The sequence below is a fragment of the Dactylosporangium salmoneum genome, assembly GCF_039532525.1.
Classification (GTDB): Bacteria; Actinomycetota; Actinomycetes; order Mycobacteriales; family Micromonosporaceae; genus Dactylosporangium; species Dactylosporangium salmoneum.
The window spans coordinates 122462-146679 of the sequence record NZ_BAAARV010000069.1; the positions used below are offsets into that span (position 1 = coordinate 122462).

Here is a 24218-nt window from a genome sequence, read left to right on the forward strand (position 1 = left end):
CCCGCCGCGGCCTTTTTGTCGGCTAAGCGACCGCCGTGGAACCCGCGGCGGCGGCATGGCGTGTCTCTTCCATCGAAGTTCCTGAAACGGGAACTATCCATCAGCGGGGAGGCAACGTGCTCGGGTCAGTGGACCGGTCGCCGCCGGAGAGTTTCGAGAGTTTCTACCGCAGCCGGTTCCACGCGCTGACGCTGCAGATCTACGCCTTCACCGGCGATCTCGGCGACGCGCAGGACCTCGTGCAGGAGGCGTTCTGCCGCGCCTACGCCCGGTGGAACGCGGTCCAGCACTACGAGGACCCGGTCGCCTGGGTCCGCCGGGTCGCCTGGAACCTCGCCACCAGCCGCTGGCGGCGGCTGCGCACGGCCGCCTCGTTCCTGCAGAGCCACCGCGTGCAGCACGTCGCCGCGCCCAGCGCCGACCGGGTCGACCTCACCTGGGCGCTCAAGCAGCTGCCCGGGGCCCAGCGCCGGATCTTCGTGCTCTTCCACATCGCCGACCTGTCGCTGCAGGAGATCGCCGAGCAGGAGCAGGTGGCGCTCGGCACCGTCAAATCGACCCTGAGCAGGGCGCGGGCCGCGGTCGCGCGCATGCTGAGCGAGCAGCAGGAGGGCAGCTCCCGTGTCTGACTTCGACGACGACATCCTGAACGCGGCCCTCACCGACTTCCGGGCCGGCACCATGCCGCGCATCGCGCCGATGGGCGCCGAGGCCGTCATCGGCACCGTCCGGCGCCGCCAGCGGGTTCGCACCGTCGCCGCCGCGTCGGCCCTGGCCCTGGCCGTGCTGGTGCCGTCGGGCCTGCTGGCCCTGCAGGACCGGCGCGCCGCCCCGGCCGGGCCGGGCACCAGCGCGCCCGCGTCGATCGCGCCCACCGCGCCGTCGACCGTGCCGTCGACCTCGCCGCCGAGCGGCCCGCCGCCGGTGCTGGACGCCCCGACCGACCTCGCGAACGCCACCTTCACCCTCCCGGCCTGGCCGTCGGACGCGCCGACGGACTGCCGGAGCGGCAAGATCACGTTCCATGGCGGTTCGGCGGCCTCCGGCGACGTCTGGTCACTGCTGGTCCGCCCCGGCGCGCTCAGCGCCGACGTCGACGGCGACGGCGGCCGGGACACCCTGGTCCGGGTCACCTGCCGGGCCGGCGAGAGCGGGTTCGACCAGCTCGTCGCGCTGAGCGCCCCGGACGGTGCGCTGCACACGCTCGGCCGGGTCGTCTCCGCCGAGGAGATCGTCGCCACGACGCCCGGGGCGGACGGCACCGTCGCCGTCAAGGTCGCCGACATGGTCCAGTGCTGCGGCATGCCACCGACGCACCGGCTCACGCAGGACCGCACCTTCCGCTGGGCGGGCGGGCAGTTCCAACAGGTCGCCGGCCCGCAGTCGTTCCTCGTGGACCAGAGCTACCGGGACGCGCTGACCGTCGGGAAGGCCGAGGCGGCGGTCGGCGCGCCCAGCGGCGGCAAGCAGACCGGTACGGTCACCGTCACGCTGCACAACGCCGGCCCGCGCGACATCAAGAACGTCACCGTGATGCTCTCGTTCGTCCCCGCCGTCACGGTCACCGGCAAGGCCACCGGCGCCTCGTGCGGGTCCTTCGCCGGGCAGGTCAGCATCGAGGCGCCGTGCAGCGTCGGCACCGTCATGGCCGGCGGGAGCGTGACCTTCACGGTGCCGATCAGTTACAGCGTCACCAGCGACAAGCCGCTGTGGCCCGGCCATTTCCAGATCCGCAGCGGCGACCAGCGCTACGACAACTGGGAGCACCTGGACTCCGCCGGCTTCCAGTGACCGGGCCCGGGCGGGCCGTCACCCCGTGCTAGACGGTGGTGGCGGCCCGTTCGGCGGGTTCGGGCCCGGGCGGCACGACCATCACCCGGCACCCGGCCTCGGCGATCAGCCGCTGGCTGGCGCTGCCGTCGAGCAGGTGCGCGACCCCGCCGTGTGACGGGCCACCGATCGCGACCACCTGGGCGTGGACCGACCGGGCGTGCTCGGCGATCAGGCTGCCGGCGTGGCCGTGGTCGGCGACGCTGCGCAGCACGTGCCCGGCCGCGGCCACGCCCCGGGCCGCCAGCTCGTCCAGCCGCCGCTGGACCTGGGCCCGGGCCTGCTCGTAGCTCTCCCGGTCGACGGCGTCGTCGCCGACCACCGCGATCTCGTGGACGTGCAGCAGCTCCAGCGGCGCGTTCAGGTGCCCGGCCAGCTCCGCGGCGGCCGCGGTGACGGCGTCGGCCGAGGGCCCGGCGTCGAGGGCGACGACGATCGGCGCGTTGCCGTTGGCCGTGCCGGTCCGCCCGACGGCGACGATCTCGCCGACCGCCGTGCCGGGCCGCTGCTCGGCCGCCGTCTCGTCGGCGGCCCGCTCGGCCTCGGTGAGGATGCGGTGGCCGGTGGCCAGCACGGCGATGGCGATGAGGAACGCCGCGGCGCCCGCGTAGAAGGGGACGTGGATGTTGTAGTGGTCGGCCAGCTTGCCGGCGACGAAGGGGGCGAGGCCGCCGCCGATGAAGCGCACGAACCCGTAAGAGGCGGAGGCGACCGGCCGCGGCACCGGGGCGACCGTCATGACCGCCTGGGTGGTGAGCGTGTTGTTGATGCCGATGAACGCGCCGCAGACGATGACGGCCACGATCACGGCCTTGGGCGAGTTGGTGCAGGCGCCGATGACGGCGAGGACCACGGCGAGCAGGAACAGGTTGGCGTACAGCGTCTTGGCGGTGCCGAAACGCCGCTGCAGCCGCGGGGCGACCGCGACGCTGAAGATCGCGACCAGCAGGCCCCAGCCGGTGAAGACGAGGCCGAGCTTGTGCTCCGACAGGTGCATCGGATAGGGGGCGTACCCCAGCATCGTGAAGAAGCCCCAGTTGTAGAACACCGCGGTCAGGCTCATGATCAGCAGCCCGCGGTGGCGCAGCGCGGTGATCGGGGCGGCGATGGAGGTCCGCTCGGCCGGCCGCGGCGTCTTCGGCACGAGCGTGATGGTGGCGATGAGGGCGATGAACATCAGCACGCTGACGCCGTAGAACGGGCCGCGCCAGCTGATGCCGCCGAGGGTGCCGCCGAGCAGCGGGCCGACCGCGATGCCGATGCCGAGCGCGGTCTCGTACAGGATGATCGCCCCGCCGAAGCCGCCGCTGGCCGAGGCCACGATGACGGCCAGGGAGGTGGCGATGAACAGCGCGTTGCCCAGGCCCCAGCCGGCCCGGAAGCCGACGATGCCGCCGATCGAGTGCGAGCTGCCGGCCAGGGCGGCGAAGATCACGATGAGCACGAGGCCGGCGATGAGGGTGCGCTTGGGGCCGATGCGGCTGGACACCAGGTTGGTGATCAGCATCGCGACCGCGGTCACCAGCAGGTAGCTGGTGAACAGCAGCGACACCTGGCTGGGCGAGGCGTGCAGCTTGACGGAGAGGGCGGGCAGGATCGGGTCGACCAGGCCGATGCCCATGAACGAGACGACGCAGGCGAAGGCGACCGCCCACACCGCCCTGGGCTGGCGGAACGGGCTGGGCGCGGAGTTGTGCTGATGGCTCATGCGCAGGTACTCCCGGGGTTGTCGTGCTGGGTGGTGACGAGCCGGTCCAGGGCCGGCAGGGCGGCCGCGAGCGCGGCGCGGTCCTCGGCGCTGAGGCGCTCGGCGAGCTCGGCCAGCCGGCGGGCCCGCGCGTCGTGGCGGCGCCGCAGCAGCTCGGCGCCGGTGGCGGTGAGGTGCACCATCACGACCCGGGCGTCGGCCTCCCATGAGCGCCGCTCGGCGTAGCCGTCGTGCTCCAGGCGGGAGACCAGCTGCGTCATGGCCGGCTGGGTGACGCCCTCCCGCGCGGCCAGCTCCGAGATGCGGCAGGGGCCGCTCGTGTCGAGCGTGCGCAGCGTGGCCGCCGCCGAGAGCGAGACGTGCTCGTCCGGCGCCGATCGCCGCAGCAGGGACACGATCCGCTCCAGGCCGTTGGCCAGCGCCGCGCTGTCGAGGATCTCCGTCACGAAACTTTTATATCACGTGCTTATATTCGCGGCTTATGCTTCCGGGTGTGATCGCGACCGCCCTTGGAGAGACCTCCCCTGGAGACATGCCATGCGCGACGACGCCCAGCCGGTGACCATCCTGGTCGGGGTCGACGGCTCGACGCCGTCGCTGCGGGCCGCCGCCTACGCGGTGGGCCTGGCCCGCCGCCAGCGCTGCCGGCTCGTCGCCGTGTACGTGCGCTCGCTGCCCGCCTCGATGCTGTCCATGGCCGATACCGGCGGCGGCGCCGCGGTCAACGTGATCGCCGCGCACGACGCGGTGGAGGGGCAGCTGCGGGAGGCGATGGCGCGTGAGGTACCGCGGCTGAGCGTCGACGTCGAGCTGCTCGTGCGCACGGGGGAGCCCTACACCGAGCTGGTCGCCGCCGCGAGCCAGCTGGGCGCCGACGCCGTGATCGTGGGGCGCTCGGCCAGCCCGCTGCACCGCATCGCGGGCTCGGTCTCCACCCGCCTGGTGCGCTGCGGGCGCTGGCCCGTCACGGTCGTGCCGTAGGCCGCGGTCAGGCGGGCGGCGCGTTCCACATGCGCAGGGACGGGGTCTCGTGCTCGTGTCCCAGCACCGACAACGTGGCGGTGCCCAGGGTCAGGTGGGCGCCGAACGCGACAGGCTGCTCCACCCACCGGGCGGCCAGGGCGCGGGCCGCGTGGCCGTGGGTGACCACCGCGACGTCGCCCAGCGCCAGCATCGGGCGCAGCTTGGCCAGGAAGCGGTCCAGGCGCACGGTCACCTGGTCCGGCGTCTCGCCGCCGGGGCCGCCGTCGCGCCACAGGTCCCAGTCCGGGGCCTCGGTGCGGATGTCGGCGGTGGTGCGGCCCTCGTAGTCGCCGTAGTCCCACTCGACGGCGTCCTGGTCGACCTCGGTGACCGTCAGGCCGGCCAGCTCCGCGGTGCGCAGCGCGCGGCGGCGGGGGCTGCTCAGGACGGCGACGAACGGCCGGTTGGCCAGGACCCGGGTGAGGGCCCGGGCGTCTGCCTCACCCTGCGGGGTGAGTTCCAGGTCGGTGGTCGACGTGTGCCGACCGGCGGCGCTCCACTCGGTCTCTCCGTGCCGTACGACCATGATCTCGCCCATCACCACATTGTGCCGGTTGCGGCTACGCTGCACCGCGTGGACGGGGTTCTGGTGCTCTGGGATGTGGACCACACGCTGGTGGACGTGGACGGGCTGGGCCGCGAGGCCTACGACCTGGCGTTCCTGCGGCGCTTCGGCCGGCCGGTCGAGCATCAGCCGCCGATGGCGGGGCGGACGGACCGGGCGATCGCCGCGGACATGCTGCGCCGCAACGGGGTGGCGGTGACCGAGGGGCACCTCGAGGACCTGCGCGAGGGGGCGGAGGCGGCCCTGGACGAGCTCGCGCACCTGCTGCCCACTCGGGGACGGGCCCTGCCCGGCGCGGCCGAGGCGCTGTCCGCGCTGGCCGGGCGGGCCGGCCAGACGCTGCTGACCGGCAACGTCCGGCGCATCGCCGAGGTGAAGCTGGGGCCCTTCGGGCTCACCGCCCACCTGGACCTGGACGCCGGGGCGTACGGCTGGAGCCACGAGGTGCGTGCGGAGCTGGTCGCGATCGCCCGGGCCAACGCCCGCGCCCGCTTCGACCGGCACTTCGCCAAGGTGGTGCTGATCGGCGACACCCCCGAGGACGTCGGGGCGGCGCTGCACGGCGAGGCCGGCGTGGTGGCCGTGGCGACCGGGCGCTACGGCGCCGACGAGCTCGATCGGGCCGGCGCGCACGTCACGCTGGCCGACCTGGCCGACACCCAGCGGGTGCTGGAAGCGATCAGGACTGCCGCACGCTAGGGCGGTGCTCGTAGGGCGTGGACAGCACCACCGTCGTGCGCGTGGTGACGTTGGCCGCCGAGCGGATCTCCTGCAGCAGCCGCTCCAGCGCCAGGGGGTTCTCCACCCGGACCAGCAGCATGTAGAAGTCCTCGCCGGCCACCGAGTAGCACGACTCGATCTGCGGCAGCCGGGCCAGCCGGTCGGGCGCGTCGTCGGGCTGGGACGGGTCGAGGGGGCGGATCGCGACGAAGGCGGTCATCGACAGGCCGAGCGCGTCGTGGTCGACCTTCGCGGTGTAGCCCTTGATGACGCCGCGCTGTTCGAGGCGGCGCACCCGCTGGTGCACCGCCGACACCGACAGCCCGACCCGCTCGGCCAGGTCGGTGTAGGACAGGCGGCCGTCGACCGCGAGGGCCGCGACGATCGCGCGATCGGTCTCTTCCACGCCCGAACCCTAACGTGCCGGGCAAGCGGTTACAGCGAGCGGGCGATCACCACGCGCTGGATCTGGTTGGTCCCCTCGAAGATCTGCAGCACCTTGGCCTCGCGCATGTACCGCTCGACGGGGTGGTCGGACACGTAGCCGGCGCCGCCGAGCACCTGCACGGCGTCGGTGGTGACCCGCATCGCCGTGTCGGTGCAGAACAGCTTGGCCTTGGCCGCCTCCGCGCTGTGCGGCCGGCCCGCGTCGCGCAGCCGGGCGGCGGACAGGTACAGCGCGCGGGCGGCGGCGATCTGCGTCGCCATGTCGGCCAGCATGAAGCTCACGCCCTGGAACTCGGCGATCGGCCGGCCGAACTGCTCGCGCTCCTTCGCGTAGGCGGCCGCGTAGTCCAGCGCGGCCTGGGCCAGGCCGACGGCGCACGCGGCGATGCCGAGGCGGCCGCCGTCCAGCGCGGCGAGGGCGATGCCGAAGCCGCCGTCGCGCTCGCCGACGAGCCGGTCGGCGCTCACCACGGCGCCCTCGAAGGCGAGCTGGGCCACGACGGAGGAGCGCAGGCCCATGGTCTTCTCGGGCACCTGCGGTACAACTCCCGGGGTCTTGGCATCGACCAGCAGGCAGGAGATGCCCCTCGCGCCCGGGCCGCCGGTGCGGGCGAAGACGTTGTAGAAGTCGGCCTGGCCGGCGTGGGTGATCCAGGCCTTGGTGCCGCGCACCACGAACCCGTCGGGGCCGTCCTCCGCCCGCGTGGCCAGGGCTGCCGCGTCGGAGCCGCTGTGCGGCTCGGAGAGGCAGTAGGCGCCGAGCAGCTCGCCGCCGAGCATGTCGGGCAGGTGCTTCTTGCGCTGCAGGTCGGTGCCGTAGGCGGCGAGGGGGTAGCAGGCCAGCGTGTGCACCGAGATGCCCTCGGCGACGGCCAGCCAGCGGGCCGCGATCTCCTCGAGCACCTGCAGGTACAGCTCGTAGGGCACCCCGGAGCCGCCGTGCTCCTCGGGGTAGGGCAGCCCCAGCAGCCCGGCCCGGCCGAGCAGGCGGAACAGCTCGCGCGGGAAGCGCCGCTCGGCCTCGAACTCCTCGACCTTCGGCGCCAGCTCACCGTCGGCGATCTCGCGGGCCAGCCCGATGAGGGCCTCGCCCTCCTCGCCCAGGAACGGCCGCTCGACGTTCATAGGATCACCAGCTCGGTGTCGATGGTGTTGAGCCGCTCCACGCCGTCGGCGGTGCACACCACGATGTCCTCGATCCGTGCGCCGTGCCGGCCGGCGAGGTAGATGCCCGGCTCGACGGAGAAGGCCATGCCCGGCTCGAGCGGTGCGTCGTTGCCGGCCACGATGTAGGGGTCCTCGTGGCCGTCGAGGCCGATGCCGTGGCCGGTGCGGTGCAGGAACCGCTCGCCGTAGCCGGCGCCGGCGATGAGGTCGCGGGCGGCCGCGTCGACCGCCTCCGCGCTCACCCCGGGCCGCACGGCGGCGACCGCGGCCCGCTGGGCCTCGTGCAGCACCGCGTAGTAGGCGGCGAAGTCGGCCGGGGGCTCGCCGATGCAGTACGTGCGGGTGGAGTCGGAGCAGTAGCCGTCGGGCATCCGGCCGCCGATGTCCACGACCACCGGCTCGCCGGGGGCGATCACGCGGTCGGAGACGCCGTGGTGCGGGCTGGCGCCGTTCGGCCCGGCGGCGACGATGGTGAACTCGACGGTGGCGTGGCCGGCCTCGCGGATGGCGGCCGCGATGTCGGCGGCCACCTCGGCCTCGGTGCGCCCGGGCCGCAGCCACTCGCCCATCCGCTCGTGCACGGCGTCGATGGCCTGCCCGGCCCGGCGCAACGCCTCGATCTCGGCCGGGGACTTGCGCAGCCGGAGGCCGCGCAGCACCGCGCCGGCGAGGGCCTGCCCGGTCTCGGGCAGCGCGTCGCGCAGCGCCAGCACCTGCTCGGCCCACATCCGGTTGCCGAGCCCGACGGTCTTCGCGCGGCCGGCCAGCAGCTCCTGCACGATGTGATACGGGTCGGTGCCGTCGGCGTGGTCGACCAGCCGGACGCCGATGGACTCGGCCGGCGAGGCCTCGGCGGCGGGGCGCTCCAGGCGCGGGACGATCAGCGTGGCCTCGCCGTCGGCGGGCAGCACGAGCAGCGTGAGGCGCTCCAGGGCGTGCGCGTCGTAGCCGGTCAGGTACTGCAGGTCGGCGCTCGGCCCGATGAGCAACGCGTCGAGGCCGGCCTCGGCAGCGGCGCGCCGGGCGGCGGCCAGCCGGTCGGGTGAGTAGAGCTCCACACCATCCAGCTTAACGGTCGTTCGGTTTTGGGTGTTACCCCTGGGGCCGGTGTGCCGGGACGGTATCAACGGATAGGTGTCCGATCCGTCGGGGTGGCGTAGTCTGTCCGCGAGGGTTGAGTAAAGGCCCCTAGTGCACATGTTGTCGAACCGAGATGGGCTGCACATCTCCATGAGCGGGCACGGCGCGCGCACGCCGATTGAACGGGTCCCGGACCCCTTCGTGCACGAGGCGCTGCTCTACGAGGGCCCGGCCGCTTTCCTCGACGGCACGATGAAGTTCATCTACGAGGGCTTCTCCATGGACGAGCCGATCGCGGTCATCGTCCCGTCGCCCAACGGCACCATGCTGCGCCAGCGCCTGGGCGCGTTCGCCGACGGCGTCACCTTCATCGACATGGCCGAGGCCGGGCGCAACCCGGGCCGGATCATCCCCTGGGTGCTGACCAGGTTCCTCGACGAGCACCCCGGCCGCCGGGTGCGGGTGATCGGCCAGCCGGTCTGGCCGGCGCGCACCCCCGAGGAGTACCCCGGCTGCGTGCAGCACGAGGCCATGATCAACGTGGCCTTCGCCGGGCGCGAGGCGACCATCATGTGCCCGTACGACATCGGCCGCCTCGACCCGGCCCGCGTCCGCGACGCCCACGCCACCCACCCGATCATGGCCGACGACAACGGCCGGTTCCCCAGCGACGGCTACGACCCGTACGGCATCGCCGAGGCCTACAACGTGCCGCTGTCCGAACCGCCGGCCGGCGCCACCACGATGCGCTTCGAGCTCGCCGGCCTGGTCGAGGTGCGCCGCCGGGTGGCCGAGGTCGGGCTGGCGGCCGACCTGCCCCCGGACCGCATCGTGGACCTGCAGAGCGCCGTCAACGAGCTGGCCACCAACAGCGTGCAGCACGGCGGCGGCTCCGGCACGCTGCGCACCTGGCACGACGACAAGCGGGTGGTGTGCGAGGTCCGCGACTTCGGCCACGTCACCGACCTCATGATCGGCCGCCTGCGCCCGCCGGAGGGCCGCGGCCGCGGCCTGGTCATGGTCCACTTCCTGGCCGACCTGGTCCAGCGGCACACCTGTGCCACCGGCACCACGACGCGTATCCACGTGCTGCGCTAGTTTCGCGCCCCGAGTGGATAGTCTGGCCCGGTGGACCGCCCCCTGCTGCTGATCGACTCCGCCAGCCTCTACTTCCGGGCGTACTTCGGGGTGCCCGAGGCCGCCGCCAAGGCCCCCGACGGCACGCCGGTCAACGCCGTGCGCGGCTTCCTCGACATGCTCGCCACCCTGATCCGCGGCCGCGGCCCGGACCGCATGGTCTGCTGCCTCGACGAGAGCTGGCGCCCGGCCTGGCGGGTCGCCCTGCTGCCCTCCTACAAGGCGCACCGGCTGACCCCCTCCGGCGGCGAGGAGGTGCCGGCGGCCCTGGAGGCGCAGGTCCCCGTCATCCTCGACTTCCTCTCCGCCCTCGGCATCGCCGCCGTGGGCGCCCACGACTTCGAGGCCGACGACGTCATCGGCACCCTGGCCACCCGCGAGGGCGGCCCCGTGGAGGTGGCCACCGGCGACCGGGACCTCTTCCAGCTCATCGACGACCAGAAACCGATCCGGGTGCTGTACTGCGGCCGTGGCGTCGCCAAGCTCGAGGTCCTCGACGACGCCGCCCTGCACGCCAAGTACGGCGTCCCGGCCGCGGGCTACGCCGACCTCGCCGCCCTGCGCGGCGACCCGAGCGACGGCCTGCCGGGCGTCGCCGGGGTGGGGGAGAAGACCGCGGCCCGCCTGGTGGACCGCTACGGCGGCCTCGACGGCATCCTGGCGGCCCTCGGTGACCCGGCGTCGGGCTTCGCGCCGGGCCTGCGCGGCAAGCTGGAGGCCGGCCGGGAGTACCTGGCCGCCGCCCGCGACGTCGTGGCGGTCTCCCGGACCGTCCCCATCCCGCCGCTGGACACCAAGCTCCCCACCGACCCGGCCGATCCCGACCGTCTCATGGCCCTGGCCGAGCGCTGGGGCCTGGCCGGCGCCGCCAAGCGCATCGTCGACGCCCTCGCCACCGGGTAGGAACCTGCGCCGGAGAGGGGTGAAGTCGGCGAGTCGGCGGGGCGGGCGCGAGATACTGAACGAGTGACCGATGACAGGCCTCGCCCCAAGATGCGCTCCGTCGGCAGCACGCTCGCGGACTTCGAGCAGGACCTCATCAGCAACCTGTACTACCAGCGCGGCACCACGCTCGAGTCGGCCAGCGGCTCCGACGGCTACCAGACGCTCGCGCTCACCGTGCGGGACCGGCTGGTGGAGCGGTACGCGCGCACCGCCGCGGCGCACTACGAGGCGAACCCGCGGTTCGTGTACTACCTGTCCGCGGAGTACCTGCTCGGGCGGCAGCTGGGGCAGAACCTGCTCTACACCGACACCGAGCGGTTCGTGCGGCCGATCGCCGCGGACCTCGGGGTCACGCTGGAGGACCTGGAGAGCTACGACGTCGAGCCGGGGCTGGGCAACGGCGGGCTCGGACGGCTGGCCGCCTGCCTGATGGACTCCATGGCGACGCTGGACATCCCGGCCGTCGGCTACGGCATCCGGTACGAGTTCGGCATCTTCAAGCAGGCGTTCCGCGACGGCGCGCAGGTCGAGCGGCCCGACGACTGGACGTTCTACGGCAACCCGTGGGAGTTCCCGGCGCCGGACGACCGGCAGGTGGTCGGCTTCTACGGCACGACGGCCGCGGCGCTGGACGACCCGACCGGGCTGCGCCGGCAGTGGACGCCCGGGGAGGTCGTGCGCGGGGAGCCCAGCCACATGCTCGTGCCCGGGTACGGCACCCAGACCGTCAACATCATCCGGCTGTGGCAGGCCCGGGCCAGCCGCCAGTCCTTCGACCTGTCGCGGTTCGGGGCCGGGCAGTACAAGGAGGCCGTCGAGGACATCGTGCGGGCCGAGAACATCAGCAAGGTGCTGTACCCCGACGACAGCACCGAGCAGGGCCGCGAGCTGCGGCTGAAGCAGCAGTACTTCCTCGTGGCGTGCTCGCTGCGCGACATCATCCGGCGGTACCGCCTGCGCAACACCGGCTGGGACGCGTTCCCGGCCAAGGTCGTCATCCAGCTCAACGACACCCACCCGGTCATGGCCGTCACCGAGCTGATGCGGCTGCTGGTCGACGAGTACAAGCTGGACTGGGACCTGGCCTGGTCGATCACCCGGCGCACCTTCAACTACACATGCCACACCCTGCTGCCCGAGGCCCTGGAGACCTGGCCGGTGGCGGTGGTGGAGCGGCTGCTGCCCCGCCACATGGAGATCATCTACGCGATCAACCACTTCTTCCTGCAGGAGGTGGAGGCGACGTACCCCGGCGACCTCGACCGCCTCCGGAGGCTCTCGATCATCCAGGAGGAGCCGGACAAGCGGGTGCGCATGGCGCACCTGGCGGTCGTCGGCAGCACCGCGGTCAACGGCGTCGCCGAGCTGCACACCCGGCTGCTCGCCGCGACCACCCTGCGCGACTTCGCCGAGCTGTGGCCGCAGAAGTTCCACAACGTCACCAACGGCGTCACCCCGCGGCGGTTTGTGCGCCTGGCCAACCCGCGCCTGTCCGAGCTGATCACCGAGCGGCTCGGCGACGAGTCCTGGCTCACCGACCTGGACCGGCTGGAGGGGCTGGCCGGGGTGGCCGACGACCCGGCGTTCCTGGAGCGCTGGCGGGCCGTCAAGCGGGCCAACAAGGTCGACCTGGCGGCCCACGTGGAGCGCTCGACGGGCGTGGTGATCGACCCCGACGCCCTGTGCGACGTCATGATCAAGCGCTTCCACGAGTACAAGCGGCAGCACTTGAAGCTCTTGCACGTCATCATGCTGTTCAACCGGCTCCGTGAGCACCCGGACCTGGACGTGGTGCCCCGCACGGTGCTCTTCGGCGGCAAGGCGGCCCCCGGCTACCACTCGATGAAGCTGCTCCTGCGCCTGGTCAACGCGGTCGCCGAGACGGTCAACACCGACCCCGTGGTGTCCCGCCGGCTCAAGGTCGTGCTGCCGCCGGACTACAACGTGACCCGGGCCCAGTGGATCATCCCGGCCGCCGACCTGTCCGAGCAGATCTCGCTGGCCGGCAAGGAGGCCTCGGGCACGGGCAACATGAAGCTCGCCCTCAACGGCGCCCTGACCATCGGCACCCTCGACGGCGCCAACATCGAGATCCGCGACCGCGTCGGCGCCGACAACTTCTTCCTCTTCGGCCTCGACGCGCAGGAGGCGGCCGACCTGCGCCGCGACTACCACCCGCGCGCGTACTACGAGAGCGACCCCGACCTGCGGGCCGCCATCGACACCATCGCGGCCGGCACCTTCGCCAAGGGCGACCGCTCCCTCTTCGCCCCGGTGGTCGACTCGATGCTGGGCCGCGACGAGTACCTGGCCCTGGCCGACTACCGCGCCTACCTCGAATGCCAGGAGCGGGTCGAGCACGCGTGGCGCGACCAGGAGGCCTGGGCCCGCATGTCGGTCCTCAACTCGGCCCGCAGCGGCTTCTTCTCCTCCGACCGGACCGTCCGCGAGTACTGCGACCGGATCTGGCGGGTCGAGCCGGTCCGGGTGGCGTGAGCCGCACGTCCTGATCGGGCTGGTGGCCGGATCGACTCTCGCGCGCTCTACCACGCGAGAGTCGACCCGGCCGCCCTGCTGACCGGCTCTCCGGCGGCTCTTCGGCGGCTCCCCGTGGCGGGGGAGGCCCGAGGCGCCCGACTTCCCCGCCGACCGGCTCCTCGCCCGAAAGGAGCAGGTCATGACCGCCTGCCTCGAGATGACGTCCCGGCCTTGGCGATCCGGGCGTTGGACCGGATCGTCGGCGACGACTCAGAATGGCGCGAGCTCTGGGACGAATCCACGGAAGGTGCGCCAGCTGTTGCCGCCCTTCAGCAGCTCCGCACGACCATCGACTCCGCCCTGGACAAGCGGTAGGTGCCGCTCGGACGGCGGCAGAACATTGCGTCTGATCTCGTACGCCGCCGACCCGAGGAACCTTGGCCAGTATGCGATGGATCGGAACCGTGCGATCCCTCGACAGCCAGCCATCTGAGGCCGAGGTGCCGCTCGTCCCGGTGTAGCCGCGGCGGTCTCGGAGATCGCCGCCTGCCGGCGCGTTCGCCCGTGGCCGATCGGCCGGCGGCTGTTCCGTGATGTACCGAGGTCGGCGCGGAGTCGCCGTAGGCCGAAGATCAAGAGCCGAAAGCCACAGACATTTCAAATTTTGGGAAAACAATGATTTGAGGCGAGTACGAGGAGTCTGCGGACGCGACTTGCCTGTCGCGGTCGGTGGTCACCGCGCGCTGTTCCGCGCAAGGTTCGGGGGCTGGCGGGACGGGCCGGCGGGGCCGGCGATTCCTGCCAGGGTGGTTGCCGGGGGCGGTGGGCCCCTAGGGTGGTGCGGGTTGACGGTGCCGGCGGTAGCGAGTTGCGCGTTCATCGCGCGAGTGCGCCTTCCGGGGCCGTGTATCGCAGAGCATAACGGCCTTTCGGGACGCCGCGCGCATGGTCGGCGGCATGTGCGGATGTCGGGCCGGTTGGATGACGCCGGTGCCGTGGTGGATGTCTAGGCTGCGTCGGGTGTCGGCTGTATCGGTGAGGGTCCTGGCCACGGTGCTCGGGGCGGGAGCGTTCGGGGCGGGGGTTTTCGACAGCTTCGTGCTGCAACCGCTGTCGTGGCGGATCGAGCCCCGCGGGCTCGGCGTGGCGCTGGGGTTGCTCGGGCTGCTGGTCTCGCTCGGCGGCGCGCCGCTGCTGTTCCTGCTGCTGACCCGGCGCCTACGGCATCGGCCGGCGGCGTTCGGGGTCGGCCCCGACGCCGGGTTCACGGTGGCGACGGCGTCGAGGTATCCGGCCGCGACCGGCGTGCTGCTGCTGATGGCGGCCGGGACGCAGGTGCTGGCCGAGCGGGTGCCGGACACCGACCAGGTCCGGCCGACCGCGCTGTTCGGGTCGGCGTGGGCATCCGGTGCGCTCGCCGTGACGCTGGCCGGCCTCGGCCTGGCGTACATCTGGCTGCTGCGCTACCGCCTGACGCTGACCCCGGACGGAATCACGGCGCACACGATGCTCGGCTCGTGCCGGGTGCCGTGGGCCCAGCTTGGCCCGGGCGGCCCGCTGGTGCCGGGACGTCGTGCGCGGACGATGCCGGTGCGGTACCGGCGCTCCGACGGCCGGACGCGCACCCTCCGCCTGTCGCCGTACTACCTGGCCGTGGACCCGGCGTTCCTTGCCCCCGTCATCCGTCACTACGGCGAACAGCCCCAGCACCGCGCCCGGATCGGCACCTGCCAGGAGCTCGAACGCCTGCAGGCCGGCTTCGCCGCATGGCACGGCACGCCGGACCACCGGCCGACGGCCCTCGCCGCCGCCTCGGAGTCTTGAGGGAGTACATGGCCAGGCACGCCCGAGGCTGGAGTCCGTCGACCTTCATGCCGTTTCGTCCGACTCCGGCGCGGGCCGGCCTGCTGCTCGCGGGCGTACTGATGGCGGCGGCAGCCTACGGCCTCACCGCGCTGTGCGGCCGGCTCCGCATGGACATCGTGCGCACGGGCACCTGTACCGTCGCCTCGGTGACGGGCGGGAGCAGGGAACATCTCACCGTCCGGCTCGACGACGGAACCCGGATCGGCCTGTACGGATACGGCCTCGACCTGAGCCCCGGAACCCGGCTGCGGATCTGCGTCAGCACCGGCGGCACCTGGGCCGACGCGCGAGGCGACTCGAGCAACTGGCTGCTGACCTCGGAGCCTGCCGTCTTCCCGGCCGCGGCCGCGGGTGTTCTGGCGATCCTCGCCCTCTACGCCGGTGACGGCGACCTGATCAGGCGCCGGGACGAGACCGGTCACGCACGTGAGCAGGCACGCCGGCCAACCGAGCTTCATCCTTGATCGGGAGGGCGCTCATCGGCCGCATGGTCGGACTCGCCGTGCTGCCAGGCCTGGAAGCGGTGACGGCCGGGGTGGGCCGACACCGCGGCCCTCTGGACGAGGTCGCCCGCAGGCTCAAAGATAAGCGCTGGGGATAGAAATCTGCCATGTACTACGGTGCGTCACCAACTGTGATGAGCGCCGGAACTCCCGCCGCGGCAGAAGCGGACGTTGTGAGGGCCGATCAGTCAGCGCGGCAGCTCGATCGGTTGCGATGGCGCATCGTACTCACCGAGGGCATAGCGCAACCGTTGGTTCATGTCACTCACCGCCTGGCTGAGCTCGTAGTCTCCTGCGCCCTGCGTCAGGTGGCCCTCCCGGACGAACCGGGCTCGCACCTTGTCGAGGACCTCTCGCGGAAGTTGGGTCGGCCCAGATGAACCCTTCAAGCACAGCCAGCAGTCCGACGAGCACGGCGGCGTCAGACCGCAGCACCGGGTTCGGGCACGTCACCTCTTGACTCACGTCCACCAGCATGCGCCCAGCCCGTGTGTCGCAACGCCCGCTATTCGGCAGATCAGGGCACCTTCGCGCCGCTTGGGTCCGGCACCGGCCGTAGCCAACTTGAAAGTCGCCGCGCACCATCGGCGGCATGGCCGCGTTGTCCCGCCTCGTCGGGGTGGTGTCCGATCAGGCCGCTTGGTTGACCGTGCCGTCCGCGGCGATGCGCAGCCGCGCCTGGGGCGTGCCGTCCGCGCACGCGCTCTGCTCGGCGTCGGGGTTCGGGCAGATCAGGTGCGGCTGTACCCGTATCTCCGCGGAGATCGGCATCGGCGCGTCTGCCGGCGTCGTCACGGTCACGGTCACAGGGCCGAGGGTCAACTGCGGCACTGGCGCGTAGCCGTACCCTGGCCCCGGCCCTTGCAGCTGCACCGGCCCGCACGCCACCGCGTCGGGACCCGTCGACGCCCCCGGGCAGGGCGCCGTGCTCGTCGGACCGGCGATCAACAGCGGCACGTCCTGCTCGGCGCAGCCCCATGTACCGCAGGTTTGCAGGTGTACCTGCGGCACGCGGGCTGAGATCGCCTGGTCCACGTCGATACCGAAACCCCGCAGGGGAGCAGCGCCCGGTGCCTGCTGGCCGCCGGTGCCTGACGTGCCGCACCCGTTCGTGCCGGACCAGACGCCGACAAGCAGCACCGCGAGAAGAAGTCGCTTCACGCTCGATCCGACGCGCTCGTCGCGTTCCCCGTTCCCTCCTGCCGTCGATCGTCTTGGCATGATCACGTTCGCTGTTTCGTGTGGGAGCAGGTGCTGGCGCAGGGCCGGTTCGGCACCGATCGCGACTACCTGGCGTCCTCGTTCAAGACGACCCCGTTGCGATGGACGTAGCGTTCCCCGACAGCGTTGAACGGAGGGTTGTGGAGGAGTTCGCAAGCGCGGTGCTGGTGGCGGCAGTGCAGCGGGCGCTTGCCGGGGATGGAATTCCGGTTGTCGTGCCCCCGCTGAGTGGCGCGCTGCTGCCGTTGGAGGCCAAGCGGCGGACCCTTGCGCGCGTATCGGAGGCGCATGGCCTGCTGCCGCTGTTGCGGGTGGGCCTGTTCCTGGCGGAGCTACCGCCTGATCCGGCCATCTCAGCGCTCCTGGCTTCCGACACCCCCCACGATCTCTTCGCCCGATGGAGCCGACTGGAACGCTTCACCCACTCGCGCCACCGCGTCGTGATTCGTGAGGCGGGCCCGAAGTACCTCATCGCCGAGCATGTCGGACCGCCCGCAGCACCGCCTGAGCCCGCTGAGGATGCGCTGATCCTCGGCGTGCTGGCGGCCTTGACCGCGGCGATCGGCGGCCAGGCAGTCACGGTCAGGCTGGGTTCTGACAGCGCTCCGGTGGTGTTCGCCAAGGGTGTCTTCATGGAACCACCGCCCGGCCACGGCACCGCACTCTGGCATTTCACCTGGTCATCGCTCGCATCGACGGTGCATCCGGCCGGCACCGATGCGGCTTCGCACGCACGTCGCATCCTCGCCGGCGATCTCGGCCGCCGCTGGACGCTGGGTGGCCTCGCGGCCGAGCTTGCCACTTCCACGCGTAGCCTCCAGCGGCGCTTGCGCGCCGATGGCGGGTTCAACGCGCTACTCAGCGCAACGCGGGCCGAAGCGGCCGCAGACCTCCTCATGAACAGCGAGCACCCGCTCAGCATCGTCGGCTTCGCATCCGGCTACGCCGACCAGCCGCATCTCACCCGCGACTTCAAACGCCGGACCGCCATGACGCCGTTGGCATACCGATCGGCGTTCGCCAGCTCGGCCACCGCGCCGATCGACTCTTGAAAGCGGCACAAGCATGAACCTTGTCGGCAAAACTGTCCTTGTTACGGGCGCGACCCGCGGCATCGGGCGGGAACTCACCCGCCAGTTCATCGAATCTGGTGCGCATGTGGTGGCAGCCGGACGCGAGCACCGCCACCTCGAGTCGCTCGCCTCCGATTACGCCGACCGCGTCACACCCTGGGCCGTCGACCTCGCTGACCCTGACGCGGTCGACATCTTCGTGCGCGAGCTCACTGATCGACATCCCCAGCTCTCGATCGTGATCAACAATGCTGGTGTGCAGACACTCACCGACTTCCTCGGGGATGGTCCGCAGACCACGCGGGCCGCCCTCCGCCGCGAGGTCGCCATCAACCTCGACGCCGTCATCGCGCTCTCGACCGGCCTGTTGCCGCACCTGCGCCGGCAGCCCGCCGCCGCGATCGTGAACATCACCTCCGGATTGGCGGTGACCCCCAAGCGCTCCGCACCGGTGTACTGCGCCACCAAGGCAGGAGTGCGTGTCTTTACCCGCGCACTGCGCTACCAGTGCCAGGATGCCGCGCCGCACGTCCGGGTGATCGACGTGGTACTGCCAATCGTCGACACGGACATGACCCGAGGGCGTGGCCGAGGCAAGATCAGCGCGGCCGACGCTGCTGCCGCGGTGATCACCGGCATCCGGTGCGGCTCGACCGAGATCTATGTCGGCAAAGCCAAGCTGCTGCCGGCGGTCATGCGGCTCTCGCCCGCACTCGGATACCGGATCCTGCGCAATGGCTAATCTTCATTGCTGGGCTTGTCGCGGGCCTGACCTGCGTTGTGCGTACAAGGACGCGGACGCCGTTCCCAGGTGGGCGCACGCTGCCGGTACTCGGCCCGGACCACCGGGCCCTGGCACCGGAAGGACTCACCATGGCCCGTGTTTCGCTCATCGGCCGGCTGGCCGCCGTGACGGTCGCATGCGCCGCCGCCGTAACTGTGCCGGTTCTCGCCGGACCGGCCTCGGCCGCCGTGCCCGGCCGTACGACGGCGTTCCAGTACACCTCGTACACCTCCGGCAACAAGGGCATTCGCATCGACTGCCCGACCGGCACGACCCTGATCGGGGCGGCGCCGTCGCTGGCCGGCGGGGAGGGCCAGGTCCGCTTCGACCAGGTCATCCCGTACGACGACCACCTGTACGTCCACGCGGTCGAGGACGAGGACGGCTACGCGTACACGTGGAGCGTCGGCGCCACGATCGTCTGCGCCGACAAGCCGGCCGGCTACCAGATCGTGCCGAGCACCAGCACCACGACCTCGGACCAGTACAACAGCGTCGCCGCCGACTGCCCCAGCACCCAGAATCTGCTGGGCATGGGGTTCGCCATCAACGGCGGCAACGGTGAGGTCGGTATCGACGACGTCAAGGCAACCTCGGCCACCCGGGCGACCGGCTGGGCGTTCGAGGACCGCACCGGCTACTCCGGGCTGTGGAGCCTGACGATGTACGCGATCTGCTCCGACGCGCTGCCGGGCTACGAGATCGTCGGGGTCCAGGGTCCCGACCAGTCGGCGAACTCGGCGACGGAGACGGCGACCTGCGCGATCGCCGGCAACAAGATCATCGGCGGGGGTGGGCAGATCGACGGCGGCCTCGGCGAGGTGGTGCTCGACGACCTCACCTTCACCCCGACGTCGTTCTCGATCAAGGCGTACGAGGACCAGGTGGGTGTCTCGGGAAGCTGGCACCTGCACGCCTACGCGATCTGCGCGAAACCCTGATAGGCCGGCGCCTCGGGGTCGGCGGCCGAGCCGTCGGCCCCGAAGCGTAGGCGGCCGGCGCAGCAGCCTCCCGACCCACCGGGCGCGGCCGTCCCGCGCCTCCGGGCGGACGCCGCGTGTGCCACAGCTGAGCATGGCGATAGGACTGGGGAGTTTCCTTGGTTCGAAGAGCACGGCCGGCGTGGTGCCCTGTGTGTGGCCGGCGGCGCGACAGGGCGCCCGGCCGGATCGAGGAGGCCTGAGCATGACCACGCACCTTCCCGTCATCTTCATCCACGGGCTCTGGCTGCACGCCACGTCGTGGGACTCGTGGATCGACATGTTCGACCAGGCCGGCTACACGGCCACGGCGCCCGGCTGGCCGGGCGACCCGGACACCGTCGCCGAGGCGCGCGCCAACCCGGAGAGCATCGCCGACCACGGCATCGACGACGTCGTCGCGCACTACGCGAAGATCATCCAGGGGCTGGACGCGAAGCCGATCCTGGTGGGGCACTCGTTCGGCGGCATGATCGCGCAGAAGCTGCTCGGGCAGGATCTCGCCGCGGCCGCGGTGGCGATCGACGCCGCGCAGATCAAGGGCGTGCTGCCGCTGCCGCTGTCGGCGTTGCGGGCCACGCTGCCGGTGTTCAAGAACCCCGCCAACCGGCACCGGTCCGTCTCGCTGACGGCGGAGCAGTTCCGGTACGCCTTCGGCAACGCCATCTCGCCGGAGGAGTCCGACGAGCTGTTCGAGCGGTGGACGATCCCCGCGCCCGGCAAGCCGCTGTTCGAGGCGGCCGCGGCGAACTTCGACCCGCACTCGCCGGCCGCGGTGAACACGGCCAACGAGATGCGCGGGCCGCTGCTGCTCATGATGGGCGGCCGCGACCACACCGTCCCGGAGGCCGTCACGCGGGCCACGCTGAAGCAGTACCGCCACTCCAGCGCGATCACCGAGATCATGGACTTCCCGGACCGGGCGCACTCCCTGACCATCGACCACGGCTGGCGGGACGTGGCCGACGCCGCGCTGGCCTGGATCGGCACGCACGCCGACGCAATCGCGCGGGCGGCGTCGTGACCGGCCGCAGCCGCGCGGCGCGATGGAGGTCGTCGTGGAACTGCGCCTGACCGGCAAGGTCGCGGTCGTGACCGGCGCGAGCCGGGGCATCGGCCTGGCCGTCGTGCGGGCCCTGGCCGCCGAGGGCGTGCGCGTGGTGGCCGGCGCCCGGACCGTGACCGGCGAGCTGGCCGAGCTCGCCGGTGACGGCGCCGTGCGGCCCGTCGCCGTGGACCTGTCCACCGTCGACGGGCCGGGCCGCCTCGTGGACGCCGCCGTGGAGGCGTTCGGCCGCATCGACCTCCTCGTCAACAACGTCGGCGCCGTCCGCCCGCGCCCGGCGGGCTTCCTGGCCGTGCCGGACGAGGACTGGATCGCCACGCTGAACATCAACTTCCTGGCGCACGTCCGCACCGTGCGCGCGGCCCTGCCGCATCTCTACGCCGCCGGTACCGCGGCCATCGTGACGATCGCGTCGGTCAACGCGACGCTTGCCGACCCGCTCGTCATCGACTACAGCGCGGCCAAGGCGGCGCTGGTCAACTTCTCGAAGGCGCTGTCGAAGGAGGCCGGGCCGAAGGGCGTGCGGGTCAACACGATCAGCCCCGGCCCGGTGAGCACCGAGCTGTGGCTCGGCGCCGACGGCGTCGCCGAGACCCTCGCCCGCGTCGGCGGCGGCGACCCCGCCGCGATCGCCGAGGGGGCGGCGCACGAGTCCGTCACCGGCCGGTTCACCGAGCCGGAGGAGGTCGCCGGCCTCGTGCTGTACCTCGCCGGCGACCTTGCCGCCAACATCACCGGCGCCAACCTCGCCATCGACGGGGGCCTCGTCACCAGCCTGTGAGGTCGCCGACGATCGAGTGCAGCTGAGCCCGCGCCGTGATCCCCAGCTTGGGGAAGATGTTGTGCAGGTGGGTGCTGACGGTGCGGTGGGAGAGGTACAGGGCCTGACCGATCTCCCGGTTGGTCAGGCCCTGCGCCGCCAGCTGGGCGATCTGCAGCTCCTGCGGGGTGAGTTCCTCGCGGCCGGTGGCGGGCCGGACCCGGCTGGCCTCGCCGGCCGCGCGCAGCTCCTGCCGCGCCCGCTCCGCCCACGGCGCGGTGCCGAGCGCGTCGAAGGTGTTGCGGGCGGCCCGCAGCGGCGCCCGCGACTCGACGGGGCGGCGCTGCCGGCGCAGCCACTGGCCGTACGCCAGCTGAGTCCTGGCCCGCGAGAACGGCCACCGGCTGGTCTCGGCGTTCAGGGCCGCGCGGAAGAGCGCCTCCGCCCCGGCGTCGTCGGCCAGCACCGCCCGCGCGTAGCGCAGCCCCGCGTGCAGGGCCGGCGACGACGTCCGGCGGCCCGCCGCCTCCAGCTCGGACATCACGTCGGCGACCGCGTCCCGGTGCCCGCTGTGCGCGGCCGCCTCCACCAGGTCCGTCAGGGAGAAGCAGCGCATCCCGGAGTGGAACGACGGGTCGCCCGGGTCGTGCATCCGGCGCAGCTCGCCGTACGCGTCGGCGAAGCGGCCCTCCGCGAGCGCGCCGCGCCCCCGGGACAGCTGGGCGGTGGCCAGCACCGGCCGGACGCCGGCGGCGACGCCGCGCTGCTCCGCCTCGGCCGCCAGGGCCGCCGCCCGGTCCGGGTGGCCGCCCAGCGCGGCCATCACCGCGGCGGACGCCCGGGCGATGCCGAAGAACAGCGGCTGCGACGTCTCCAGCGCCAGCCGGGCGGCCTCCTCGGCGGCGGGAATGCCCGCGTTCAGGTCGCCCTGGTGGGCCGCGCACCAGGCCAGCGCGGCCAGCGCCCGGGTCAGCGAGCCGAGCCGGCCCTGGGCCCGCAGGTCGGGGATCGACGCCGCGCAGTACGCGTCGCCCTCGTCGAAGGCGCCGACGATGACCGCCGCACTGCCGAGCAGGCGCGACGTCTGCGCGTCCACGCCGGCGCGTGCGGTGGCGCCGCGCAGCCCGTCGATGACGGCCGAGCCCCGCCCGACCGGCGCCGCGAACGCGAGGATGGCGAGCCGGTCGGGGTCGTCCGCCGCGACGGGCAGCGTCTCGGTCACGGCGACGACCCGGTGCCCGGCCGCTTCGTCGGCCTCGGACCAGAAGCAGCGCAGCGCCGCGCTGTTGAGCAGCCGCACGGCCAGCCGGACGCCGTCGCCGGTGCCGGCGACCCGCTCAGCGACCTCGGCCAGCGCGGCCGGCCCGGTCTTCGGGTCGCGCAGGCCGTCGCCGAAGCTCGACTCGATCCACAGCCGCTGCGCCTGCTGCGCGAACGACAGGCCCCGGTCCTCCGCCTCCCGCAGCAGCCCGCCGACGACGTCGTGGCGGCCGAGCTCGACGGCGATCTCGGCGGCCCGCAGCAGCCGGTCGGCCGAGCGCCGCGGGTCGACGGTGAGCTGACCGGACCGCTGCATGGCGGCGACCACGGTGACCATGGCGCCGCGGCGCCGCGCGTGGACGGCGGCCGCCTCGAGCTCGTCAGCGACGTCGTCGTCGGGCCCGAGGCACGCGCCGGCCCGGTGCCACACCCGCCGGTCGGCGTGCCCGCGCACGACGCCCGCCAGCGCGGCGTGGGCCGCGATGCGCCGCGCCAGCGGGGCCCGCTGCTGGATCGCCGAGCGCATCAGCGGGTGCTGGAAGCGGATCGTACTGCGGCCGACGTCGACGAGCTGGGCGGCGACGGCCGGGTGCAGGTCGTCGACCGTCACCGCGGCGCCGGCGACGGCCGCGGCGTCGAGGGCCTCGGCGAGCGCGTCGCCGTCATTGACGGCGGCGACGAGCAGCAGTGCCTGGGCCGGCTCCGGCAGCGCGGACACCCGCGCCGCGAACGCCTCCTCCAGGCGCGCGGTCAGCGGCCGCCACTGCGGCTCCAGCGGGTCGGGGCCGAGCCGCCAGCCCGCGACCGGCAGCTCGACCAGCGCCAGGGGGTTGCCGGCCGCCTCGGCGAGGAGTCGCTGCCGCACCTCGACGGCGAGGCCCGGCGCGCGGGCGTCGAGCAGGGCGACCGCCGACGCGTCGTCCAGCCGGTCCACGCGCAGCTGCTCGAGGGCGCCGAGCCCGTCGGCGTACCCGTCCCGCGTCGCCGCCAGCAGCACGATCGGGTCGGAGTCCAGGCGCCGGGCGACGAAGGCCAGCACGCCGGCGCTGGGCGCGTCCAGCCAGTGCGCATCCTCGACGAGCAGCAGCGCGCCGGTCTCGGCGGCCGCCTCGGCCAGCAGGTTCAGCACCGCCAGCGCGATGAGGAACAGGTCCGGCGCGGCGCCCTGCGCCATCCCGAAGGCCGCCAGCACGGCCGAGCGCTGCGGGCCGGGCAGCTCGTCGGCCCGGCCGAGGACGGGCCGGACGAGCTGGTGCAGGGCGGCGAACGGCAGCCGCGCCTCCGCCTCGGTCCCGGTGGCCGTCAGCACCAGCAGGCCGTGGCCGGCCGCGACCCGGCGGGCCTGGCGCAGCAGCGCCGACTTGCCGATGCCCGCCTCGCCGCGCACCACGAGCGCACCACCGCGGTGGCGCGCCGATTCCACGAGGTCGGCGAGGCGCCGCGACTCGTGCTCACGCCCGAAGAGCGTCGTGCCGGTACCGTCGACCGTCATTGCCATCCGTCTCTTGCGGCAACCGGGACCATCCTGCCCAACCCGCCCGGCCGGCGCCAGACCCTGAACCCCGTCACGTGACGTATGGAGGCCGCCCGCCGCGCCGCCCTACG

Annotated in this window: 23 protein-coding genes; 15 read left to right on the plus strand and 8 right to left on the minus strand. The window is 72.9% G+C overall.

The window, feature by feature from the left end; genetic code table 11:
• The first annotated feature begins 116 nt into the window (after positions 1-116).
• Positions 117-629 carry a SigE family RNA polymerase sigma factor gene (locus ABD352_RS35615; RefSeq protein WP_344616943.1) on the plus strand — a complete coding sequence of 171 codons (513 nt, stop codon included), beginning with the start codon at positions 117-119 and terminating at the stop codon, positions 627-629.
• Complete coding sequence (locus ABD352_RS35620) at positions 622-1791, plus strand: COG1361 family protein (protein ID WP_344616944.1); 1170 nt, start codon at positions 622-624, stop codon at positions 1789-1791. The genes ABD352_RS35615 and ABD352_RS35620 overlap by 8 nt, the downstream gene beginning before the upstream one ends.
• Positions 1792-1819: 28 nt before the next feature.
• On the opposite strand, the gene ABD352_RS35625 is transcribed toward ABD352_RS35620, so the two are convergent.
• Together ABD352_RS35625 and ABD352_RS35630 are read right to left on the minus strand one after the other, a co-directional pair.
• A complete protein-coding gene (locus tag ABD352_RS35625; protein ID WP_344616945.1) occupies positions 1820-3538 on the minus strand; it encodes an MFS transporter in 1719 nt (572 codons plus the stop codon).
• The gene (locus ABD352_RS35630; protein ID WP_344616946.1) at positions 3535-3984 is read right to left on the minus strand and encodes a MarR family winged helix-turn-helix transcriptional regulator; all 450 of its coding nucleotides are present in this window, start codon (positions 3982-3984) and stop codon (positions 3535-3537) included. Before ABD352_RS35630 ends, ABD352_RS35625 begins: the two co-directional genes overlap by 4 nt.
• Before the next feature lie 91 nt (positions 3985-4075).
• Between ABD352_RS35630 and ABD352_RS35635 the strand changes: the two genes are divergently transcribed.
• Positions 4076-4519 (plus strand): universal stress protein, encoded by a 444-nt coding sequence (locus ABD352_RS35635; protein WP_344616947.1) that lies wholly within the window; start codon positions 4076-4078, stop codon positions 4517-4519.
• Between the two features lie 7 nt (positions 4520-4526).
• On the opposite strand, the gene ABD352_RS35640 is transcribed toward ABD352_RS35635, so the two are convergent.
• The gene (locus tag ABD352_RS35640) at positions 4527-5099 is read right to left on the minus strand and encodes a histidine phosphatase family protein (protein WP_344616948.1); all 573 of its coding nucleotides are present in this window, start codon (positions 5097-5099) and stop codon (positions 4527-4529) included.
• A gap of 36 nt (positions 5100-5135) precedes the next feature.
• Between ABD352_RS35640 and ABD352_RS35645 the strand changes: the two genes are divergently transcribed.
• Positions 5136-5825 carry an HAD family hydrolase gene (locus tag ABD352_RS35645; RefSeq protein ID WP_344616949.1) on the plus strand — a complete coding sequence of 230 codons (690 nt, stop codon included), beginning with the start codon at positions 5136-5138 and terminating at the stop codon, positions 5823-5825.
• Here the strand turns inward: ABD352_RS35645 and ABD352_RS35650 are convergent.
• From ABD352_RS35650 to ABD352_RS35660, 3 genes are read right to left on the minus strand one after another with little or no spacing between them, the layout of a single operon-like run.
• On the minus strand, positions 5806-6252 hold the full coding sequence (locus tag ABD352_RS35650) for an Lrp/AsnC family transcriptional regulator (RefSeq protein WP_344616950.1): 447 nt from the start codon (positions 6250-6252) through the stop codon (positions 5806-5808). The genes ABD352_RS35645 and ABD352_RS35650 overlap by 20 nt on opposite strands.
• Before the next feature lie 29 nt (positions 6253-6281).
• A complete protein-coding gene (locus ABD352_RS35655) occupies positions 6282-7418 on the minus strand; it encodes an acyl-CoA dehydrogenase family protein (RefSeq protein ID WP_344616951.1) in 1137 nt (378 codons plus the stop codon).
• Positions 7415-8518, minus strand: coding sequence for a M24 family metallopeptidase (locus ABD352_RS35660; RefSeq protein WP_425553794.1), 1104 nt, complete (start codon positions 8516-8518; stop codon positions 7415-7417). The genes ABD352_RS35655 and ABD352_RS35660 overlap by 4 nt, the downstream gene beginning before the upstream one ends.
• Positions 8519-8657: 139 nt before the next feature.
• Between ABD352_RS35660 and ABD352_RS35665 the strand changes: the two genes are divergently transcribed.
• From ABD352_RS35665 to ABD352_RS35685, 6 genes are all read left to right on the plus strand, one after another.
• On the plus strand, positions 8658-9638 hold the full coding sequence (locus tag ABD352_RS35665; RefSeq protein ID WP_344616952.1) for an anti-sigma factor RsbA family regulatory protein: 981 nt from the start codon (positions 8658-8660) through the stop codon (positions 9636-9638).
• A 30-nt stretch (positions 9639-9668) separates the two neighbouring features.
• On the plus strand, positions 9669-10580 hold the full coding sequence (locus ABD352_RS35670; RefSeq protein ID WP_344616953.1) for a 5'-3' exonuclease: 912 nt from the start codon (positions 9669-9671) through the stop codon (positions 10578-10580).
• Positions 10581-10643: 63 nt separating this feature from the next.
• A complete protein-coding gene (locus tag ABD352_RS35675; RefSeq protein ID WP_344616954.1) occupies positions 10644-13118 on the plus strand; it encodes a glycogen/starch/alpha-glucan phosphorylase in 2475 nt (824 codons plus the stop codon).
• A 114-nt stretch (positions 13119-13232) separates the two neighbouring features.
• Complete coding sequence (locus ABD352_RS57810; protein ID WP_425553795.1) at positions 13233-13475, plus strand: DUF4259 domain-containing protein; 243 nt, start codon at positions 13233-13235, stop codon at positions 13473-13475.
• A 645-nt stretch (positions 13476-14120) separates the two neighbouring features.
• Complete coding sequence (locus ABD352_RS35680) at positions 14121-14924, plus strand: hypothetical protein (RefSeq protein ID WP_344616955.1); 804 nt, start codon at positions 14121-14123, stop codon at positions 14922-14924.
• Between the two features lie 8 nt (positions 14925-14932).
• A complete protein-coding gene (locus tag ABD352_RS35685) occupies positions 14933-15430 on the plus strand; it encodes a hypothetical protein (protein WP_344616956.1) in 498 nt (165 codons plus the stop codon).
• 669 nt (positions 15431-16099) lie between these two features.
• Here ABD352_RS35685 and ABD352_RS35690 read toward each other — a convergent pair.
• A complete protein-coding gene (locus ABD352_RS35690) occupies positions 16100-16630 on the minus strand; it encodes a hypothetical protein (protein ID WP_344616957.1) in 531 nt (176 codons plus the stop codon).
• A gap of 200 nt (positions 16631-16830) precedes the next feature.
• Here ABD352_RS35690 and ABD352_RS35695 point away from each other — a divergent pair, with 200 nt between their 5' ends.
• The 5 genes from ABD352_RS35695 to ABD352_RS35715 all read left to right on the plus strand — a co-directional run bounded on the left by ABD352_RS35695 (position 16831) and on the right by ABD352_RS35715 (position 21374).
• On the plus strand, positions 16831-17742 hold the full coding sequence (locus tag ABD352_RS35695; RefSeq protein ID WP_344616958.1) for a helix-turn-helix transcriptional regulator: 912 nt from the start codon (positions 16831-16833) through the stop codon (positions 17740-17742).
• A gap of 13 nt (positions 17743-17755) precedes the next feature.
• Positions 17756-18505, plus strand: a complete 750-nt coding sequence (locus ABD352_RS35700) for an SDR family oxidoreductase (protein WP_344616959.1) — start codon at positions 17756-17758, stop codon at positions 18503-18505.
• Between the two features lie 131 nt (positions 18506-18636).
• Positions 18637-19488, plus strand: a complete 852-nt coding sequence (locus ABD352_RS35705) for a hypothetical protein (protein ID WP_344616960.1) — start codon at positions 18637-18639, stop codon at positions 19486-19488.
• Between the two features lie 244 nt (positions 19489-19732).
• Positions 19733-20551, plus strand: coding sequence for an alpha/beta hydrolase (locus ABD352_RS35710; RefSeq protein ID WP_344616961.1), 819 nt, complete (start codon positions 19733-19735; stop codon positions 20549-20551).
• Between the two features lie 34 nt (positions 20552-20585).
• A complete protein-coding gene (locus tag ABD352_RS35715; RefSeq protein WP_344616962.1) occupies positions 20586-21374 on the plus strand; it encodes an SDR family NAD(P)-dependent oxidoreductase in 789 nt (262 codons plus the stop codon).
• Here ABD352_RS35715 and ABD352_RS35720 read toward each other — a convergent pair.
• Positions 21361-24105 carry an ATP-binding protein gene (locus ABD352_RS35720; protein ID WP_344616963.1) on the minus strand — a complete coding sequence of 915 codons (2745 nt, stop codon included), beginning with the start codon at positions 24103-24105 and terminating at the stop codon, positions 21361-21363. The two genes, ABD352_RS35715 and ABD352_RS35720, sit on opposite strands and share 14 nt — an antisense overlap.
• Positions 24106-24218 lie beyond the last annotated feature (113 nt).

Bases quoted from the DNA above. Each gene is read 5' to 3' on its own strand.
- ABD352_RS35705 (WP_344616960.1), top strand. From the start codon at position 18,637: ATGGCCCGTGTTTCGCTCATCGGCCGGCTGGCCGCCGTGACGGTCGCA.
- ABD352_RS35640 (WP_344616948.1), bottom strand. From the start codon at position 5,099: ATGGGCGAGATCATGGTCGTACGGCACGGAGAGACCGAGTGGAGCGCC.
- ABD352_RS35685 (WP_344616956.1), top strand. From the start codon at position 14,933: ATGGCCAGGCACGCCCGAGGCTGGAGTCCGTCGACCTTCATGCCGTTT.
- ABD352_RS35635 (WP_344616947.1), top strand. From the start codon at position 4,076: ATGCGCGACGACGCCCAGCCGGTGACCATCCTGGTCGGGGTCGACGGC.
- ABD352_RS35655 (WP_344616951.1), bottom strand. From the start codon at position 7,418: ATGAACGTCGAGCGGCCGTTCCTGGGCGAGGAGGGCGAGGCCCTCATC.
- ABD352_RS35720 (WP_344616963.1), bottom strand. From the start codon at position 24,105: ATGACGGTCGACGGTACCGGCACGACGCTCTTCGGGCGTGAGCACGAG.
- ABD352_RS35625 (WP_344616945.1), bottom strand. From the start codon at position 3,538: ATGAGCCATCAGCACAACTCCGCGCCCAGCCCGTTCCGCCAGCCCAGG.
- ABD352_RS35665 (WP_344616952.1), top strand. From the start codon at position 8,658: ATGTTGTCGAACCGAGATGGGCTGCACATCTCCATGAGCGGGCACGGC.
- ABD352_RS35700 (WP_344616959.1), top strand. From the start codon at position 17,756: ATGAACCTTGTCGGCAAAACTGTCCTTGTTACGGGCGCGACCCGCGGC.
- ABD352_RS35710 (WP_344616961.1), top strand. From the start codon at position 19,733: ATGACCACGCACCTTCCCGTCATCTTCATCCACGGGCTCTGGCTGCAC.